We start from the raw sequence: 17001 nt of genomic DNA on the forward strand, positions 1-17001 counted from the left end.
TTCTGGCTGATTAAAAATTTAAGTTCAGTCAAGGCATTGTATCACGCTCGACTTGTAGTTTTGCGAGTATGTTCCCGATTGCCTTTCATCCCATTTACAAACACCCGTTACCAGAAGGTCATCGTTTCCCAATGATCAAGTACGAGCTATTACCACAGCAGCTGTTGCTCGAGGGAACCGCTAGTAAGTCAGACTTTTTTGAGCCCAGCAAACTGGCTGCAGATGTTGATGTACTGCGCGTTCATGATCAAGCATATCTAGATGATTTGAAGAACTTGACGCTTGAGCGTCGTGCTGCGCGCAAACTGGGTTTCCCGTTAAGTAAAATACTGGTAGAACGCGAGCTGCGCATCGCTCAAGGAACCATTGAAGGCTGCCTAAAAGCCATGAATTACAAGGTCGCTATGAACATCGCTGGCGGCACGCACCATGCCTATACAGATCACGGTGAGGCTTTTTGTTTACTCAACGATCAGGCAATTGCGTCTAGATACTTACAACAACACGGTCATGCAGAAAAAATTCTTATAGTAGATCTAGATGTGCATCAAGGAAACGGCACCGCGCAAATCTTCCAAAAAGATGACAGTGTCTTCACCTTTAGTATGCATGGCGCTGGTAATTATCCTTTCAAGAAAGAGCAATCTGATCTTGATATTGCGCTGCCAGATGGCACAAATGACGATACCTTTCTGAGTGAACTACGCAACACGCTACCTGATCTTATTCATGAGCAACGACCCGATTTTATATTCTATCTCGCTGGTGTTGACGTTTTAGCCACTGATAAGCTAGGTAGGTTAGGAATGACACTGGATGGTTGTCGTATGCGAGATGAGTTTGCTTTTTCCGCTTTCGCGAAAGCGGAACATAAATCAAAACCATTCATACCAGTACAATGCAGTATGGGCGGCGGCTACTCACCTGAGATCAAGGTCATCATCGATGCACACAGCAATACCTACAAGGCAGCGCGAGATATCTTGATTTAGTTAGACAATCCATCGCTTGCGAGAGGCGTGAACGGCAAAAAGTACGAGCACCACATCCATCAAAAGCACCATGTAAAACAAGGTTTGCTCACTCATGCCAACGGCGTCCAGCTCACCTGAGCTATACGTATACACACTACTTATCATGATGGATACCAGCGATACCACAGCCAGTGTAACGGCAAACTTCCTGCGAGCCAGCAATAAAACGCAAGACAACGTGCCAGTAAAAACGGCAAGGCCAAAGTTGAATAGATACCATCCTGGTCGCGCATTGTATAATTCCATTTGTTTCTCGTCGTATGCCTGGGTCACTAATTCTGGTGCAAAAGCCTCAGTTAAGAAAGCAGTAAGGCCTATGAGATTCCATAACAATAAAATCACTGAAAGTATCCAGAACCAGACGGCCGGTTTGATGCGCGTTGTCATAATGGTGGTTGTTTAAATGACCAAAGTAATAATTTCTTAATGATCAAGGTATCATAAAATTGCGATCAGCGCGTTTTTCTTTGGCATTATATTGGTTTATCCTGTTGCCGTAACTTGCGATAATTATGAAATACTTTTTGATTTTGGGATTGGTTTTTGGGTTTCAGCAGTCATTTGCTCAAGGCAAAGTGAGCGCACAAATGACTGACTCTTGTGAGACTCAAAAACAGGAAAAGCTTACGTTTTTATCTGATGGCTCTTTTCAGGATCCCAGCGCGGTACAGCGAGAAATGTCAAAACTAAAACCTTGCGGACTCGACGATTATGATATACAATTTTTTGGTAAGATCGATGTGCTTTCCAGCATGCTCAAGAAATTGACTGAAAGTAAAGACATAAGCATGGTAACCTATGGCGACATGCTGGCAGCAATTGAAAGAGTGAAGAAAAGTCCTAATTACCAACAGTTAAAAAAACTAGCGCTAATAAGCCAAAAACTCGCTGCCACTAGAGCCAATATCAGAACCTGGGAACAGGATCGATTACTTTTTCTCGAGCTAGGATCCAGCGAAAAGGTCATGACCAAAGTCTATGAATACCTGCGACAAAATCCTGACAACACTTTGACCTATCAAGCACTGTTGATGGAGTTGAAAGAGAAATAATTATTATTTTCAAGGACACTTATGCTTTTCAAAATGAGATATACTGTTCTTGCTACTATAATTTTTGCCTTTTTAGTATCATGCGATAAAAAAAACCATAAAACAGAACTGATTGAACAAACTGAGATTGTTCTTGAACTTGAGGGCTTTGATATTGATAGTGACAAAAGATTTATTCAAATCAGTATTGAAAACGGACTACAGCCAATCAAGGAACAACTAGATATCAATGCTCAGGGCAAAGTAAATTTTAATTTTTTTACCAAAAGAAAAAGAGAGGTGCTGTTCACGTATGAGGGCTATAGATTTAAAGCTTTCGTATCTCCTGGAGAGAGCTTTCACGCAATCATTCCATTTGATGAACTAACTGATTATACGTCATACTACCCAAATTTGAAAATTGAGCCAAGCGAGAATTCAAACTTGAACTATCAAATAATTAAATATGGCAATCATATAGACAGCTTAATCAACACTTCCACCAACGGATTCTCGAATGACGGTAATGTGAACGAATTAGATTATGCAAACCTTCGAATACGCGAGATGAATAAGCAAATTGCTGATTTGAAATCGCATTTTAATGAGGTTGATAATTCTGAATTTATTTCGTGGGCAGTTTCAGAAATAAAAAATTATGCTGGAAACGATTTGAGCTTATATCCTTTTGTTAATGGAATCAATGAAGAGGTACACGCTGATCATACATACTTTAAGTTTATCTCGAAGGTTGAAGATGACCTTTCTTATCTAACGCATTCGAAGTTAAATTACTTAGAAAGTTTATCAACTTCTCATATGATTATGAGCAATGTTTCAAATAAATATAAAGAGAAGAGAGAAGAATTAGAAAATAAGGGCTTAAACAATTTTCCTATTGCTTACGATAAAATCAAAACATATTTGAATAAAAAGGATGGAGAGATAATGATGGCAAGCTTATTTATGGATACTTATCGAGTTCCAAAATCATATGCAGACAGTCTCAATGGATTGGTTGATGGTAAGCTTATTAACCAAGTTCATTCTATTCAAGAATCTGAGAATATAAATATTATAAATGCATTGAAATCTTTCAAGCTCACTGACCAAGAGCGAGAACCACTATTAAAAATATACGATAACGCAGATGGAAAAGTCATTTACCATGATTTTTGGTTCTCAACCTGTGCACCATGCATGATGGAAATGCCTTATTATAACAAATTTATTGAATCAGCTGACGACACGGTAGTTGAATTTGTCTTTTACGGTGTCTACATGGAAGAGGAACAGTGGCAGAAAACAATTGAACAATTTGATTTACAAGGAAGGCACCTTTTATTAAATAAGAATCAATTAGCCTTCTTCGAAAAATATTTCGATGTATATGGCTATCCTCATCACCATTTTGTTCTCTCAAACGGAACAATCGGTGATAAAACCAATTTAGGACCAGGCAGCCCGAAAGGACTAAGCGAGCTGATAGAGAATGCTTTAACTATAGAATAAAATTTCTTGATAAATTCTTGAGAGAATTGAAACCAACTATATGAACCACGTTCGTCTCAAATTATGGTTTAGCTATAGAGTGCTCTTTACGGCGGTATTGGTCTCGCTGCCCGTATTAGTCACTTCATCTTTCTACTTATTCTTTTTGATGATTGCCACAGCTGGATTTTTGATAGGAATCCTAGGTTATCATCAATTCTATAAAGCCGAGAATTATGTGTTTCACAACCTAGCCATTTCCCGCTCTAGCCTGTATATTTTTTGTGGCGTTTTTATTTGGATTACTGTTTTGATTTGTTGCGCTTTAACCTTTGCCATAAATCTTATCATGTCATGACGCAAACACTCAGCATCCAGAATTTGTGTTTGGATTATGGTAACAATTCTATTCTCAATAATATCGAGTTGAAAATAGAAACCGGTAACATTTACGGATTATTAGGCCTTAACGGTGCTGGCAAGTCCAGTATGATGAAAGCGCTTTCTGGATTAAATAAAAAAGCTAGTTTTCGAGCACATCACAATGACAAGGCCATTGACCTCAACAATCATAAGCTGCAAACTGTAGGTTACTTGCCACAAGATCCATTCTTGATGAAGTCGCTTAGTGTGGTTGATACAGTGGCTTACTGGTATCCAGATTATGAGATTCAGGATCAAATATTATACGATCCCATGATCCATCAATTTCATAAAACCAAAGTGGGTAAATTATCCATGGGCGAGCAACGTTTTCTAGAACTATCGCTTATCATGCAACTACCGCATCCTTTCCTAATGCTGGACGAGCCTTTTTCTGGTCTCGCACCGCTGCAAATTGAACGCAGTCAAGAATTGATTAAGGTGGGCAGCAAGGATAAAGGAATCGTTATTTCTGATCATTACTACGATAACGTGATCCAGATTACTCATATCAATTGGATGCTGCGTGACGGTAATCTCAATCTCGTGGATAAAGAGAATGTTGAAACAGCTTATCGTATAAAGTAGATCAGTTGTAACATCGTAGTACAATCCTAGTTCCCTTGGTTGCTTTCCTTCTTAAATTGAAGTTTGGCAATTATCCTGCAGTAATATATTTTTTAGGCGTGGTGCCGTATTTCTTTTTAAACGCACTGATAAAATGGCTTCCAGTGCTGTAACCTACTTTTAAACCTACTTCGTTTACATTGTGCTGGCCGCTGTCCAGCAATTGGCGTGCATATTCCATCTTGTGATCCAACAGGAAACCGTAGACCGTATCGCCATAGACTTCCTTAAAGCCTTCCTTTAATTTCTTGAGCGGTAGCGCAATTTCTTTAGCAAGATCTGCCAGTGATGGTGGATCGGTCATGCGCTGGATGATGATGTCTTTAGCCATCTTTATTTTGGCCATGTTTTTCTCGTCCACTAGGAATGGGCACGCCTCAATATCAGGATCGTCCTTAGTATTAAAATAGAGCGACAGCAATTCATACGCCTTGCCTTTAAAGTACAATCGCTTGATGGCATCATTGAGGTTGTAATTCATTAATTGGTGCAAGGCTACTGCCATAGACGGCGATACCTTACCATCCACATAATATTTTTTATCTCGGTTGTCATCACTTAAAAAACTCACATGATCTGCGTCAGGAGAGAAAAGCGAGTGAAATTTTTTGATGGAAACCAGTAATACAACGACCCAGCTATTAGCTGCGATATCTAGATTTACTGGCAGGTCTCGCATGGGATTGTACAGCAAATAGGAGTTTTGTTCCATGAGCGGCAACTTATAATTGCCCTCGTTAAATGCTAGTTGCACGCTGCCTTTCAAACAAAAGTGGAACTGGATAAAAGTGCGATCTACTGCGTGTTCAAAATGCTCGTTGTCAGCCGTTTCGTTCTTGATGCGCACCACTTGAAATCCATCTTCCATCTGCGTCACCTCGGCGGCACTTGTAGCGATATTTATCATAGCTCATTTTATTTGTAATGATTATAAATAGTTACGCTTTCGCGAAAGCGTAATACCAACAAACACCTGTAAACACTAGAACTGCTTGTAAAGTGACCTAAAAGTAGCACATACCGACGAAAATGAAACCTACAGCGTTATTTTTAACGTTAAACCGAGACTAATTTTGCACAACATTGCAAAAGCAATACATGACCAGGTCAACGGGCACACCACACAATTTTTACAGCATAGGTATAAGCTACCGCAAGGCAGACGCAGAGACACGTGGCGCCTTTGCGTTGAGCGATACAGCCATTGTAAATCTGCTCAACGAGGCCAAGGATAACGGCATCAACTCTCTTGCCGTGATCTCTACGTGTAATCGTACAGAGTTATATGGATTTGCCCGCAGCTCGCAGGATCTAATTAAATTACTTTGCGTGCACTCGCACGGCAGTATTGAGGAGTTTGACAAGATTGCCTATGTGTACGAGAATGAACAGGCGCACCAGCATCTTTTTAAAGTAGGTACAGGACTGGATAGCCAGATCTTGGGAGATTTTGAGATTATAGGCCAGCTTAAAATAGCCTTTAAAAAGTCTAAAAAGCTAGGCATGATCAATGCCTACATGGAGCGGTTGTTAAACGCCGTGATCCAGGCCAGCAAGCGCATCAAGACCGAAACGCAATTGAGTAGTGGCGCTACCTCAGTATCCTTTGCGAGTGTTCAATATATTTTGAACCAGGTTGAGAACGGTGATGATAAACGCATACTACTTTTTGGCACTGGTAAAATAGGTCGTAATACCTGTGAGAACCTCATCAAGCACACGCATAATAAAAAGATCACGCTCATCAATAGAACAAAAGATCGAGCAGAAAAAATTGCTGGTAAGTTTGATCTTGAAGTAAAAGATTATGCCCAACTAGAAGAAGAAATTGCTCAAGCCGATATCATGATCGTCGCCACTGGCGCTCACAATCCTACAGTTTCTAAAAACTTGATCGTTACCTCAAGGCCTATTCTGATTCTTGACCTATCCATACCTCGCAATGTTGATCCAGATGTGCGCGACCTGGATAATGTCACACTAGTCCACCTAGATGAGCTGTCCAAAATCACTGATGCCACGCTACAAAACAGGGAACACTTTATACCACAAGCACAAGGCATCATCGAGGAAATCATGACAGACTTTGACACCTGGCGCGAGTCTAGAAAATTTGCGCCTACCATGCAGGCGCTTAAATCCAGACTATCAGAACTTAAGGAAGCGGAAATCAAAAGCAACCGCACTAAGATCGATAACTTCAATCAAGAGCAGGCAGATGTGCTGGCAGATCGTATTATCCAGAAAATCGCAGGGCACTTTGCCAACCATTTGCGCAATGAGGACGAGAATACGCAGGAAGCCATCGAGCTGCTCAATAAGGTCTTCAAGTTAGAAAATGCCGTGCATGAGTAAGCAAATACGAATAGGTACTCGCGACAGCGAGCTGGCCATGTGGCAAGCGCGCACCGTACAGTCACTACTTGAGGCAAACGGCCATCAAACACTACTCGTTCCCGTAAAATCGCAAGGCGACCTCAATCTAGATGAGCCACTATATGAGATGGGCATTACAGGGATTTTTACCAAAACACTTGACGTTGCCCTGGTCAAAGGCGAGATTGATATTGCAGTGCACAGTCTTAAGGATGTGCCTACTCAATTACCTAAAGGCATGATACAGGCAGCAGTCTTGCCACGTGCAGACCATCGCGACATTCTCGTTTTCAAAAAGAACTTTAATCCAGACGACCAGATGACGATCGCTACTGGTAGTTTGCGTCGCAAGTCGCAATGGCTGGATATGTATCCGCAGCACAAGGTGGTTGACCTGCGCGGTAATGTAAACACCAGACTGGCAAAACTGCAAAATAATGAGGATTGGAACGCAGCGATTTTTGCCAAGGCTGGATTGGAACGAATCAATATCCTGCAGAATTTACGCGGTAATTATGGCCTGGAATATTCCAATCTGGACAGCTTTATTCCTGCACCTGCACAAGGTGCAATGATGATTGCCTGTATGCAGAAAAATGAAGCAATTGTCAAAGCTACCGCTGCATTGAACGATCTGGAAACCCAAAAATGTGTTGATGTAGAGCGCCTGTTCCTGCGTCGTCTAGAAGGTGGTTGTACCGCACCCATAGGTGCTTTTGCAAGTATTCACAATGATAGCATGCATTTTCAAGGCTGTTTGTTATCACTGGATGGCTCGCAGCGCATTAGTGCAAATGGTACTATCGACAGTCTGGACTGGAAAGATTTAGAAAATTTTGCTTTCGCGAAAGCGGAACACATATTAAACAATGGTGGCACAGAATTAATGACTTCCATTAAACAGTCCTTACAACAGTAGGATTTTGTATTTTTTTAGCCATTCAAAGTGTTTTGTGTAAGTTTATGAATGTATTCACCTACAAAGAGATTAATTTTTAAGATTTGAACAAGACCGCCGAGATCCTGAGAAACAGTGTTCCTGAAATCATGAACACATGGAAAAGAGAGGTGATTAATGAAGTTCCCGCAGCCCAAGAGGCTGGGACGATGGCACTTTTTGACCACTTGCCCAATATCATCACCGATATAGCAGACTTGCTGGATCGACACAGCAATCTATCTGATATCAAAGAAGATGAAAACTACAAGGAGATTATAGTAAATAGTAAACATCATGGACGCCATCGTGCCAGTAGTGAGAGTTATACGGTAGAACAAGTCGTACAGGAATATATCATTTTTCATCGCACCTTAAGCGAGTTTATCAATGAGCGCGATGCCTATGACCAGCAAATTTCAGACTTGGTTAAGTATGTGATTGAAACCTCGATTCTTGAGTCTGTAGGTACTTTCTCAAAGTCGATTCAAGAAATGCAGGAAAAACTGATTGGGACACTGGCTCATGACATACGCAATCCGCTTGCTGCTGCGCGACTATCCCTACAAATGATACAGGAAGATAAGGATGGCAGCTGGACAGAACGTGCTTTAAACGCTGCTACACGCAGTGTTAATCATGCGCTTGACCTTATAGAAGGCTTGATGAATGGTATCACGGTAAAAGCTGGAGAAGGTCTATTGTTGTCATTTGAAGAAACAGATCTCAAACATAATATCGACCTCGTATTTAATGAGAGTAAGGATTTGTATACTCACGATCTCGTACTTAAATGTGAGGCTAAAGCTATACACGGTGTTTTTGATAGTACCGCGGTACGCCGCATGATCGATAATCTTATAGGAAATGCGATCAAATATGGTGATAGCAATCAAGAAGTAACGCTTACCATTCAAGATGATGATGACAGCGTACAAATCTCTGTTCATAATCACGGTAATCCAATACCTGAGGACCAACAGGAAAAGATTTTTGATTTCATGAACACGTCCATAGAAGATCAGGACACTCCAGCTAAAAGTTGGGGCATGGGCCTAACGCTTGTACAAATCGTGGCAGATGCTCACGGTGGTGACATCAAATTGACGAGCTCAGTAGATCATGGAACCACTTTTGAAGTTACTTTACTTAAACATGTCAACAAACCTGGCAAACGACGCGCAAAACTGATATACGACGCGCATGAAATAGTAGATGAGCACATCCAGTAGCAGGTGGTTTATTAGAATTACGCTTCCCTGCCTGTCCGGCAGGCAGGCGCGAAAGCGTGCTTCTCAAAAGACATTTAATTAGTACACTAAGTTTTCTTTTCCTATTGATCATGATGACAATTTGGATTAAAGGAAATTAAAAGTGCTCCCGCAAACTCACCTAACGATACAATTTGGCGGGTGACCCAGCGAGTTGCCAACGGCGATTTGGAATTTGTGACCGTTTTGAACTTCTTATCTTAGCTTTATGAATTGGTTAGATATAGTATTGCTTATCCTATTGCTTATAGGATTCTGGCGTGGATTTTTAAACGGCTTTTTTGTTGAACTTACTTCATTAATTGCGCTAGTCGCAGCAATCTATGGCTCCATTTATTTTTCAAATTATGCTGGCGACTGGTTGATGTCCAATACTGACTGGTCAGAAAGCACCATTACCATTGCTAGCTTTATCATTACGTTTGTAGTGATTATTCTAGTGATTACCTATGTAGGCAAACTAATTACCAAATTGGTAAAAACCGCACAGCTCAATTTTCTCAATAAAATAGCTGGTGGTGCCTTTGGACTGGTAAAACTAGCATTCATTGCTAGCGTGATCTTGATGTTTGTAAACACGGCAGCTGGCGAGTTTGACATCATTGATCCAGAAACGAAAGAGAGCAGCATGGTCTATGAATATGTAGAGCCAGTAGCGCCATACCTACTACCAAGAATCCTTGCCGAGGCTGATAAGGTAGATCGACAGCTGCGTGGTATTCCTGAAGACGAACAGGAAACTATGGAACTAGAACGCGATACAATTAATTGATTTGCGATATAACATATCAAAAGCGGCGGAATTAGTTCCGCCGCTTTTGATGTCAATTTAGTTGTGTTCTTTTAAACCTCTTCTGGCGCCACAGTATCTTCCACATTTTGCTCTACCCAACTCACGCACTGCGTGTAGCTTTCAAACAAATGCTCTTCCTTGATCAAGTCTGGTATGATATCAATTGCTTCTAGTCTATAGCGAGGCTGTTCCTTTAGACCTGATATAAGTGGTGTCACACCTTGCTGCACCAAATATTGCGCAACGTCTTCAAAAGCAAACAGTCCTGACTGATCCATAAAAGGTACCTTCTCCATCCTGATGATGACGTGCGTGGCTTTCGACGGAATGTTCTGTGACATGGCCTGGAAATCCTTTGTAGAACCAAAGAACAAAGGACCATCGATCTCTTTGATAAATACTTCTTCGCGCAAGTCCAGCGGAATCAATGAGTAATCCTCATCGCCGTAATCATCCTTGCGTGATAGTGTCTTTACTTGGCTCTTGGCAGCATTTGCATCGCCCATTTTTTTCATGAAAATCAAGCTGGCTATCACAAGACCTATTCCTACCGCATAAACCAGATCCCAAGTCACGGTCAAAGTGAGTACCACAAACATGATGACTACATCACTTTTTGGAATGGATCTCAAGGCTTTTAATCCTTTATAATCCATCACACCAATACCTACCGTAATTAATATACCTGCGAGAACAGCGCTAGGAATCTCGCTGGCAAAACCACCCAAAGCAACTACAATGATCAGCAGCAACACTGCTGCGATCATTCCTGATAGTTTTGTTTTACCACCAGAATCGATGTTGACAACAGTTCTAATCGTCGCTCCAGCACCTGGAATTCCGCCAAAAATGGAAGCGATACTGTTACCAATTCCTTGACCTACCAGTTCTTGATTTGGATTGTGTCGTGTTTTGGTCATGTTATCTGCTACCACACTGGTAAGTAACGAGTCAATCGCACCTAGAAGTGCTAATGTAAGAGCCGTAAATATGTACGGCGACACGGCTCCAAAACTAAAGCCTGTGATGATCTCTAGATTAGGAATAGGCAATCCTGTTGGGATCTCACCCAATTTTCTAGCATCAATGTCTAGCAAAAATACGCCTAATGTGACACCTAGCAACGCAACCAGTGTTGACGGAATGCTCGTCGTGATTTTCTTAAATCCAAAGATCACGACGATGGTTATCAACGCAATAATCAACTCGGTAAAATCAATATTTTGAAAGGCTCGTGGCATGGTCTTGATAGATCCCACCACACCGCTACTGGCGCTTTTGGCTAGAGCAGTAGCTTCCTTATTGATTTGTTCTTGGGTGATGTTCTGCGCCTTGACGATGCTCTGTTCAAAATCTTGAAGTACCAACACGTCATCGGCAACTTCTTCTTCGAGAATTCCGTTGAGAATGAGCTCTTGTGCTGCTGGCTCAAAGGTTTTTACAAACTCCTCATCTTGAGATGGTATGTATCCTATGGCTGGTAATATTTGAGTAATCAAAATAATGACCCCAATTCCCGTCATAAATCCTGAAACTACTGGATAAGGTATGTATTTGATATACTTACCCAATTTCATAGCTCCCAAAGCTATTTGCATAATTCCAGCCATGAGAAATACGGCAAGAATTGCTGGTAAGGCGTTTTCAAGCGAGCCTTCATTGGTTTGAATGATTCCTGCGATGATGACCATACTTACAGCAGTCATGGGCGCGGTAGGTCCAGAGATCTGAGTATTCGTTCCGCCAAAAAGCGAAGCAAAAAAACCAATAAAGATAGCACCGTACAATCCAGCAACAGCACCCATTCCTGATTGTACACCAAAGGCTAGTGCCAGCGGCAAAGCCACAATACCTGCGGTAAGACCGCCAAATAAATCTCCTTTAATGTGCTTGAATGTAAAAGTCATAATTGTAAAGTTGGTATAGCAGAGTTTGAGCTGTTATCAATTACAACTTTACCATTTTACATCAGTAAATAGTTACAAAGACTTTATAAAGTTTGATTTGGATCGCTAAATCAACTCGCCTTTTGATGCTTTGGCAATACGATATCCTTTTTAAAGAACTTGCTGTAGCTCTCAGGATTCTTTTCAGTACCACGTTGCGAGACTAGCGTTATATCAATGTCTCGAGCCGCTGCCTTGACTTTAAACTCGTCCAAGATCTCTATGATATCAAAGTCCATAAAGGTCGTTTTGCGCACGTCAAGTTCCAACTGAGTTCCTTCTGGCAATTCGTCTAGCTCACGCTTTATAGCAGCTTTATTGAAGAACGTTACTTCTTCTGCTAGGGTCATTTTTACTTTAGGGCCACCATGATCTGGATCTTCTTTATGTAAGAAGTGGCTGTTTCTATAACTCTGGTACAAGGTGATCAGAATACCTAGGGCTAAACCAATGCCAATACCCCATAATAGATCCTTAAAGACAATAACTAGAACAGTAACGATAAATGGCACGAACTGCTGAAATCCAGCTTTCCACATGGCCTTGAAAGTTGCTGGTTTTGCCAGTTTATACCCTACAATGAATAATACTGCGGCCAATACACTCAGCGGTATCATATTGAGCACTGTTGGAATCAAAATCACTGATATCAACAAAAAGAAACCGTGAATAATCGCACTCATCTTAGTTTTACCACCAGATTGTATGTTGGCACTACTACGTACAATTACCTGAGTTACAGGGATACCACCTACAAGTCCAGAAAGTATATTACCAGTACCTTGAGCAAACAGCTCGCGATTAGTTGGTGTTACTCTTTTCTCAGGATCTAATTTATCGGTAGCTTCCACACATAATAGTGTTTCAAGACTGGCTACTAGAGCAATGGTAAAGGCTGTTATCCAAACTTCAGCAGATCCTATGACACTGAAATCTGGAAACGTAAACTGACCTATAAATGAATCAAATCCATCAGGAACTGGAACATTTACTAGGTGTGAATTGAAAATCTCCAACGATGTGTCAACGGTGCCCAAGTAAAAAATAATACCAAAAACCACTGCTACTAGCGGCCCTTGTATCAAGGTGAAAATCTTACCTTTTTTGGAAAGAACATTTGACCATACAATCAGAATCGCCAAAGAGATAAATGCTACGATCGTGCTACCCCAACCAATGCTCTCACCTATGTTGAGCATCTCAGAGAATGTGGTCTCTCCATCAGTCTGATAGTAACTAAAATCACCTTCTGGATCTTTATCCACACCAAAAAAGTGTGGTATCTGCTTCAAAATGATGATGATACCTATACCAGTAAGCATTCCTTTGATCACCGATGATGGAAAGTAATATCCAATAACTCCAGCACGCAAAAGGCCAAAAACCAATTGTATCACACCACCCAGAACAACAGCAACAAGAAATTGTTCGTAACCTAAAGAAGCAATAGCTGCGAGTACTATGGCTGCAAGACCAGCCGCTGGTCCACTAACACCTACCTGTGATCCACTTATAGATCCTACCACGATACCACCTATAATACCAGCAATCAATCCAGCAAATGGTGGCGCGTCACTAGCTACGGCAATACCTAGACATAGTGGTAACGCAACAAAAAATACAACTATACTGGCTGGAAAATCCTTGGATAAATATTTGAACATAAGGCAGTGCTATAAGAATATTGGGAAAGATAAAAATAAAGCAACTCATATCGAGACATTGCCTCAAAACAAAATACTTACAATTCTTTATAACTGTCCTGTGGCACCCATGCCTTCTCACCGTTGGCGATGCGGACTTTGCTCCAGTCCTCATAGGATTCCAGTATCTCAACTTTGGTTCCAGCATGCAGTGTAAAGGTAGATTGAGAGCTGTTATTAGGTTCACTTCTGGAAATAACCTCTTGATCATAGATAATGGCAGTATTGCTACTGACCATCAAGTCGTTTGACCTGAATGCCGCATAAATCGATAAACCCATCACGAGTAAAAAGACGATGAAAAACGTGAAAAACAATCGCTTCTTGCCACTTGTTGCGGCGTAATGATATAGCACAAAACACAAAACGGCCAGTATCGCTAGCATGATGCTCAAGTAAGCCCAACTATCGGTTGACATGGATTTCACCAGAGACGTCATCGCATCTAGAAAGGGATTACCACCTAACGACTCTATGCGATCTACCGTCATTTGTTGCGCAAACTTTAAATTGTTCCGTACGTCTTCATTATCTGGATCCATCATCAAGGCTTTTTCATAGTGATAGATGGACGGTGCGACCTCATTCAACTTATAGTATGTATTACCCAGATTGTAATAGACCTGCACGCTGTGCTTTCCAGATTGCAGGATGCTTGAATACAACTCTTGAGCCTCTTGATAATTACCATTGGTGTATGCGTTATTAGCTTTCGCGAAAGCTGAATCATCAACATCTTCCTGCGAAAAAAGAAGTGCAGGAATAAGTAGCAAAATCATAAACAGGTTTCTCATTATCTTCTATGAATTTGTTTGTCCAAAGCATTGATCACGCGGCTCGCCTTATCATAATCCTGTTGCATGCTGGTTTCCGATGACGGCGCATATCTCGCAAACTCTGCACTGCTAAGTAGTTCCATAAATTCCTTGCGTGGCTCTTCCTGGACTTGTCGTTGTTGCAATAATTGATCGATGCGCTCCTTGGACATTTCGGCGGTTGGAATGTTCAATTTTGCCTTAAGGAAGTTGTGCAGCGCACGTTCCAGACTTTCATAAAATGCCTCTGGATCATCGAGTTTGCGGCTCGCATCGCTTAGGTATTTCTTACTTAGCTTATTGGCTTTTTTGATCTTCTGTCCTTTAACATCTGCAGCGGTTTGATCTCTCTTTCTAGCAACAAGCAAGAAGAGTGGTATCAATAAAAAGCTGCCGCCTAGAATAGTCCAGTAAGCAGTGCTGCCAAAAAATGTTGAACCGTCAATGTCTTCAAGATCGGTACTGGTAGCGATAAAGGCAAACGTATCACTGGCCGTCAACACATTGGTACCACCTGGCGTGGCAGCCGTAACAGCTGGACCAGTCACCACAATTTCTTGAGCATCGCTATTGATCGTGACATACTGCTTTTTCTTAGGATCAAAGTAGCTGAATTCCACCGCTGGGATCTCATAAGTACCACCAAATTGCGGCACGATGGTGTAATTATCTTCAATAGAACCTGTAATGCTATTCACACTGCGATCGGTATTATCAATGCGCTCTGGTTCAAAGACCTCAAGACTTTGCGGCACCTCAATTTCTGGCAACTGCATGAGCTGCAGATTACCTGTTCCTTCTACCACGACTGTTGCATTAAGGCTTTCACCAGCTTCCAACTGTGATCTGGTAACATCTACATTAAAATCAAACTGACCTACCGCACCTGTAAAACTCGCTGGCCTGCCATCTTGTGGTAAATCCTTTACATTAAGTGTTCTAGCACCAGCCGTGACACGTAATTTTTCAAGAACATTTTGTTGACGGCCAAAGAAACTGCGCCTACCTGAAGGCACTAGCACATTCACATCCATCACCAGTGGTTCCATGGTCACGCGACCCGTTTTCTGCGGATATAAAATGGCATCACGTAATACAAGATATCGGTAAGGCTCGCCCTTGTAGGTGCCATCACGTACAGGTTCATCGCGTCTATCCTTAGTCAATGACCAGAAGTCTTCATATTTAGGCGTCTCGACATCTGTCCAGCCGCGTATGCCAGTATTGTTTGAGACATATAATTTATAAACGACCCGTATGGCTTCATTGAGGTAAGGTGATGCGTTAGAAACCTCAGCGACTAGATGGACATTGAGTTCTGGTAGCGGTTGCTGGCTGTCCATTTCTCGCGGTCGCTCAATAGCTTTGGTCACCTGAATATTGAAAGGATCTGACGTATAAGTTGTGCCTTGATAATCCATGGTAGCACTACCTATGGTCTTAGTACCTGTGCTTTCTGGCGCTAATATGTAAGTATAGGTTTTGGCAAACGAACCTACTCCATTGATATATCGCTGTGAGACGCCAGTCACTGGTCCAGTTGCTACTTTAAAACCTCTAAAATCTGGTGGTGTAAAATTGTCACCATCAGCATTCATCTTGAATTCTACTCGCAGCCGTTCATTGAGTGCGATGTTATCTCGTGTTGCGGTTGCTGTAAACGTTGTTTGCGCAGCGGCCACCGCTGCACTCATCCATAAAAACAAAAAAAGCAGTTGTTTCATTACCAATCTTTCTCTGTGCGCACGCCCTTGCCTTTTTGCTTGCGTGCATTGATTTTATCTTGAATTTTCTGTTCCTCGTTATTCATGGCCTCTAGGATCTGGCGTATTTGCTGCGGTGTCATCTGACCTTCTTGACGTGGTCGCTGTTCGTTGCCGCCTTGCTCTTTAGGTTTGCCATCACCGTTGTCACCTTCGCTATTCTCGCCTTTGTCGTTCTCCTTTTCCTTGCCGTCATCGCCTTCTTTATCATCACCATCTTTCTCTTTGTCACCATCTCCTTTACCATCAGAATTTTCATCTTGGTCGCCTTCCTTGTTCTGATTCTCGTCCTTGTTGTCGCCTTGCTCTGGCTGGTCTTTATCATTACCGCCACCACCGCCTTGATTCTCTTCTTCTTGCTTGGCAAGTGCTAGGTTGTATCGCGTCTCATCATCGGTTGGATCGTTGCGCAGTGCATTTTTGTAGGCCTCAACCGCTTCTACATACTGCTTGTTTTCCATAAAGGTGTTACCCAGATTATGGAAGATTTTATGCTTTTCTTCTTTAGTTTTAGCGCTCAATGCAGCGTCTCTATAATTCTCCACAGCACTGTAGCCTTTCTTATTGTTATAGTAAACGTTCCCTAGATTATAGCTAGCCTCAGCACTTGACGGATTGATAGCTTTAGCTTTTCTATAGGCTGCTTCAGCTTCCACAAAGTCGCTGCTTTGAGCTGCAGACTGACCATTGGCCATTGCGGTCTCATAATCTTGTTGTTGGACTTCTGATAATTGCGCTTTCGCGAAAGCGGAACACATCAAAACCAAAACCAAAGCAACTATGTTTTTCAT

General features: G+C 41.7%; 15 protein-coding genes. 8 read left to right on the top strand and 7 right to left on the bottom strand.

Annotated features, from left to right (window positions below):
• Window positions 1-68: 68 nt before the first annotated feature.
• Window positions 69-992, top strand: coding sequence for a histone deacetylase family protein (locus EJ995_RS01965; RefSeq protein WP_126445091.1), 924 nt, complete (start codon window positions 69-71; stop codon window positions 990-992).
• Here EJ995_RS01965 and EJ995_RS01970 read toward each other — a convergent pair whose 3' ends face one another.
• Window positions 993-1421, bottom strand: a complete 429-nt coding sequence (locus EJ995_RS01970; RefSeq protein WP_126445093.1) for a hypothetical protein — start codon at window positions 1419-1421, stop codon at window positions 993-995. It abuts the gene before it with no gap.
• A gap of 125 nt (window positions 1422-1546) precedes the next feature.
• Between EJ995_RS01970 and EJ995_RS01975 the strand changes: the two genes are divergently transcribed.
• From EJ995_RS01975 to EJ995_RS01985, 3 genes are all read left to right on the top strand, one after another.
• Window positions 1547-2086, top strand: a complete 540-nt coding sequence (locus EJ995_RS01975; RefSeq protein ID WP_126445095.1) for a hypothetical protein — start codon at window positions 1547-1549, stop codon at window positions 2084-2086.
• Between the two features lie 33 nt (window positions 2087-2119).
• Window positions 2120-3577: a TlpA family protein disulfide reductase gene (locus EJ995_RS01980; RefSeq protein ID WP_126445097.1), complete on the top strand. Its 1458-nt coding sequence runs from the start codon at window positions 2120-2122 to the stop codon at window positions 3575-3577.
• Window positions 3578-3910: 333 nt separating this feature from the next.
• Window positions 3911-4567, top strand: a complete 657-nt coding sequence (locus EJ995_RS01985) for an ATP-binding cassette domain-containing protein (protein WP_126445099.1) — start codon at window positions 3911-3913, stop codon at window positions 4565-4567.
• Window positions 4568-4637: 70 nt separating this feature from the next.
• Here the strand turns inward: EJ995_RS01985 and EJ995_RS01990 are convergent, their stop codons facing one another.
• Window positions 4638-5513, bottom strand: a complete 876-nt coding sequence (locus EJ995_RS01990) for a helix-turn-helix transcriptional regulator (RefSeq protein WP_126445101.1) — start codon at window positions 5511-5513, stop codon at window positions 4638-4640.
• A 191-nt stretch (window positions 5514-5704) separates the two neighbouring features.
• On the opposite strand from EJ995_RS01990, the gene hemA reads away from it, so the two are divergent.
• The 4 genes from hemA to EJ995_RS02010 all read left to right on the top strand — a co-directional run bounded on the left by hemA (window position 5705) and on the right by EJ995_RS02010 (window position 9962).
• Entirely contained in the window at window positions 5705-6961 is a 1257-nt protein-coding gene (gene hemA, locus EJ995_RS01995; RefSeq protein WP_126445103.1) for a glutamyl-tRNA reductase, read from the top strand.
• Window positions 6954-7901, top strand: a complete 948-nt coding sequence (hemC, locus tag EJ995_RS02000) for a hydroxymethylbilane synthase (RefSeq protein ID WP_126445105.1) — start codon at window positions 6954-6956, stop codon at window positions 7899-7901. The genes hemA and hemC overlap by 8 nt, the downstream gene beginning before the upstream one ends.
• Before the next feature lie 83 nt (window positions 7902-7984).
• Window positions 7985-9151, top strand: a complete 1167-nt coding sequence (locus EJ995_RS02005; RefSeq protein ID WP_126445107.1) for a sensor histidine kinase — start codon at window positions 7985-7987, stop codon at window positions 9149-9151.
• Window positions 9152-9398: 247 nt separating this feature from the next.
• A complete protein-coding gene (locus EJ995_RS02010; RefSeq protein WP_126445109.1) occupies window positions 9399-9962 on the top strand; it encodes a CvpA family protein in 564 nt (187 codons plus the stop codon).
• Between the two features lie 71 nt (window positions 9963-10033).
• On the opposite strand, the gene EJ995_RS02015 is transcribed toward EJ995_RS02010, so the two are convergent.
• The 5 genes from EJ995_RS02015 to EJ995_RS02035 all read right to left on the bottom strand — a co-directional run bounded on the left by EJ995_RS02015 (window position 10034) and on the right by EJ995_RS02035 (window position 17001).
• Window positions 10034-11890, bottom strand: a complete 1857-nt coding sequence (locus EJ995_RS02015; RefSeq protein WP_126445111.1) for a SulP family inorganic anion transporter — start codon at window positions 11888-11890, stop codon at window positions 10034-10036.
• 110 nt (window positions 11891-12000) lie between these two features.
• The gene (locus EJ995_RS02020) at window positions 12001-13593 is read right to left on the bottom strand and encodes a SulP family inorganic anion transporter (protein ID WP_126445113.1); all 1593 of its coding nucleotides are present in this window, start codon (window positions 13591-13593) and stop codon (window positions 12001-12003) included.
• A gap of 77 nt (window positions 13594-13670) precedes the next feature.
• Window positions 13671-14426: a tetratricopeptide repeat protein gene (locus EJ995_RS02025; RefSeq protein ID WP_126445115.1), complete on the bottom strand. Its 756-nt coding sequence runs from the start codon at window positions 14424-14426 to the stop codon at window positions 13671-13673.
• Complete coding sequence (locus EJ995_RS02030; protein ID WP_126445117.1) at window positions 14426-16171, bottom strand: BatD family protein; 1746 nt, start codon at window positions 16169-16171, stop codon at window positions 14426-14428. Before EJ995_RS02030 ends, EJ995_RS02025 begins: the two co-directional genes overlap by 1 nt.
• Window positions 16171-17001 carry a tetratricopeptide repeat protein gene (locus EJ995_RS02035; RefSeq protein WP_241234672.1) on the bottom strand — a complete coding sequence of 277 codons (831 nt, stop codon included), beginning with the start codon at window positions 16999-17001 and terminating at the stop codon, window positions 16171-16173. The genes EJ995_RS02030 and EJ995_RS02035 overlap by 1 nt, the downstream gene beginning before the upstream one ends.

Origin of the sequence: Nonlabens ponticola (assembly GCF_003966335.1) — a bacterium.
In the GTDB taxonomy this organism is placed as follows: domain Bacteria; phylum Bacteroidota; class Bacteroidia; order Flavobacteriales; family Flavobacteriaceae; genus Nonlabens; species Nonlabens ponticola.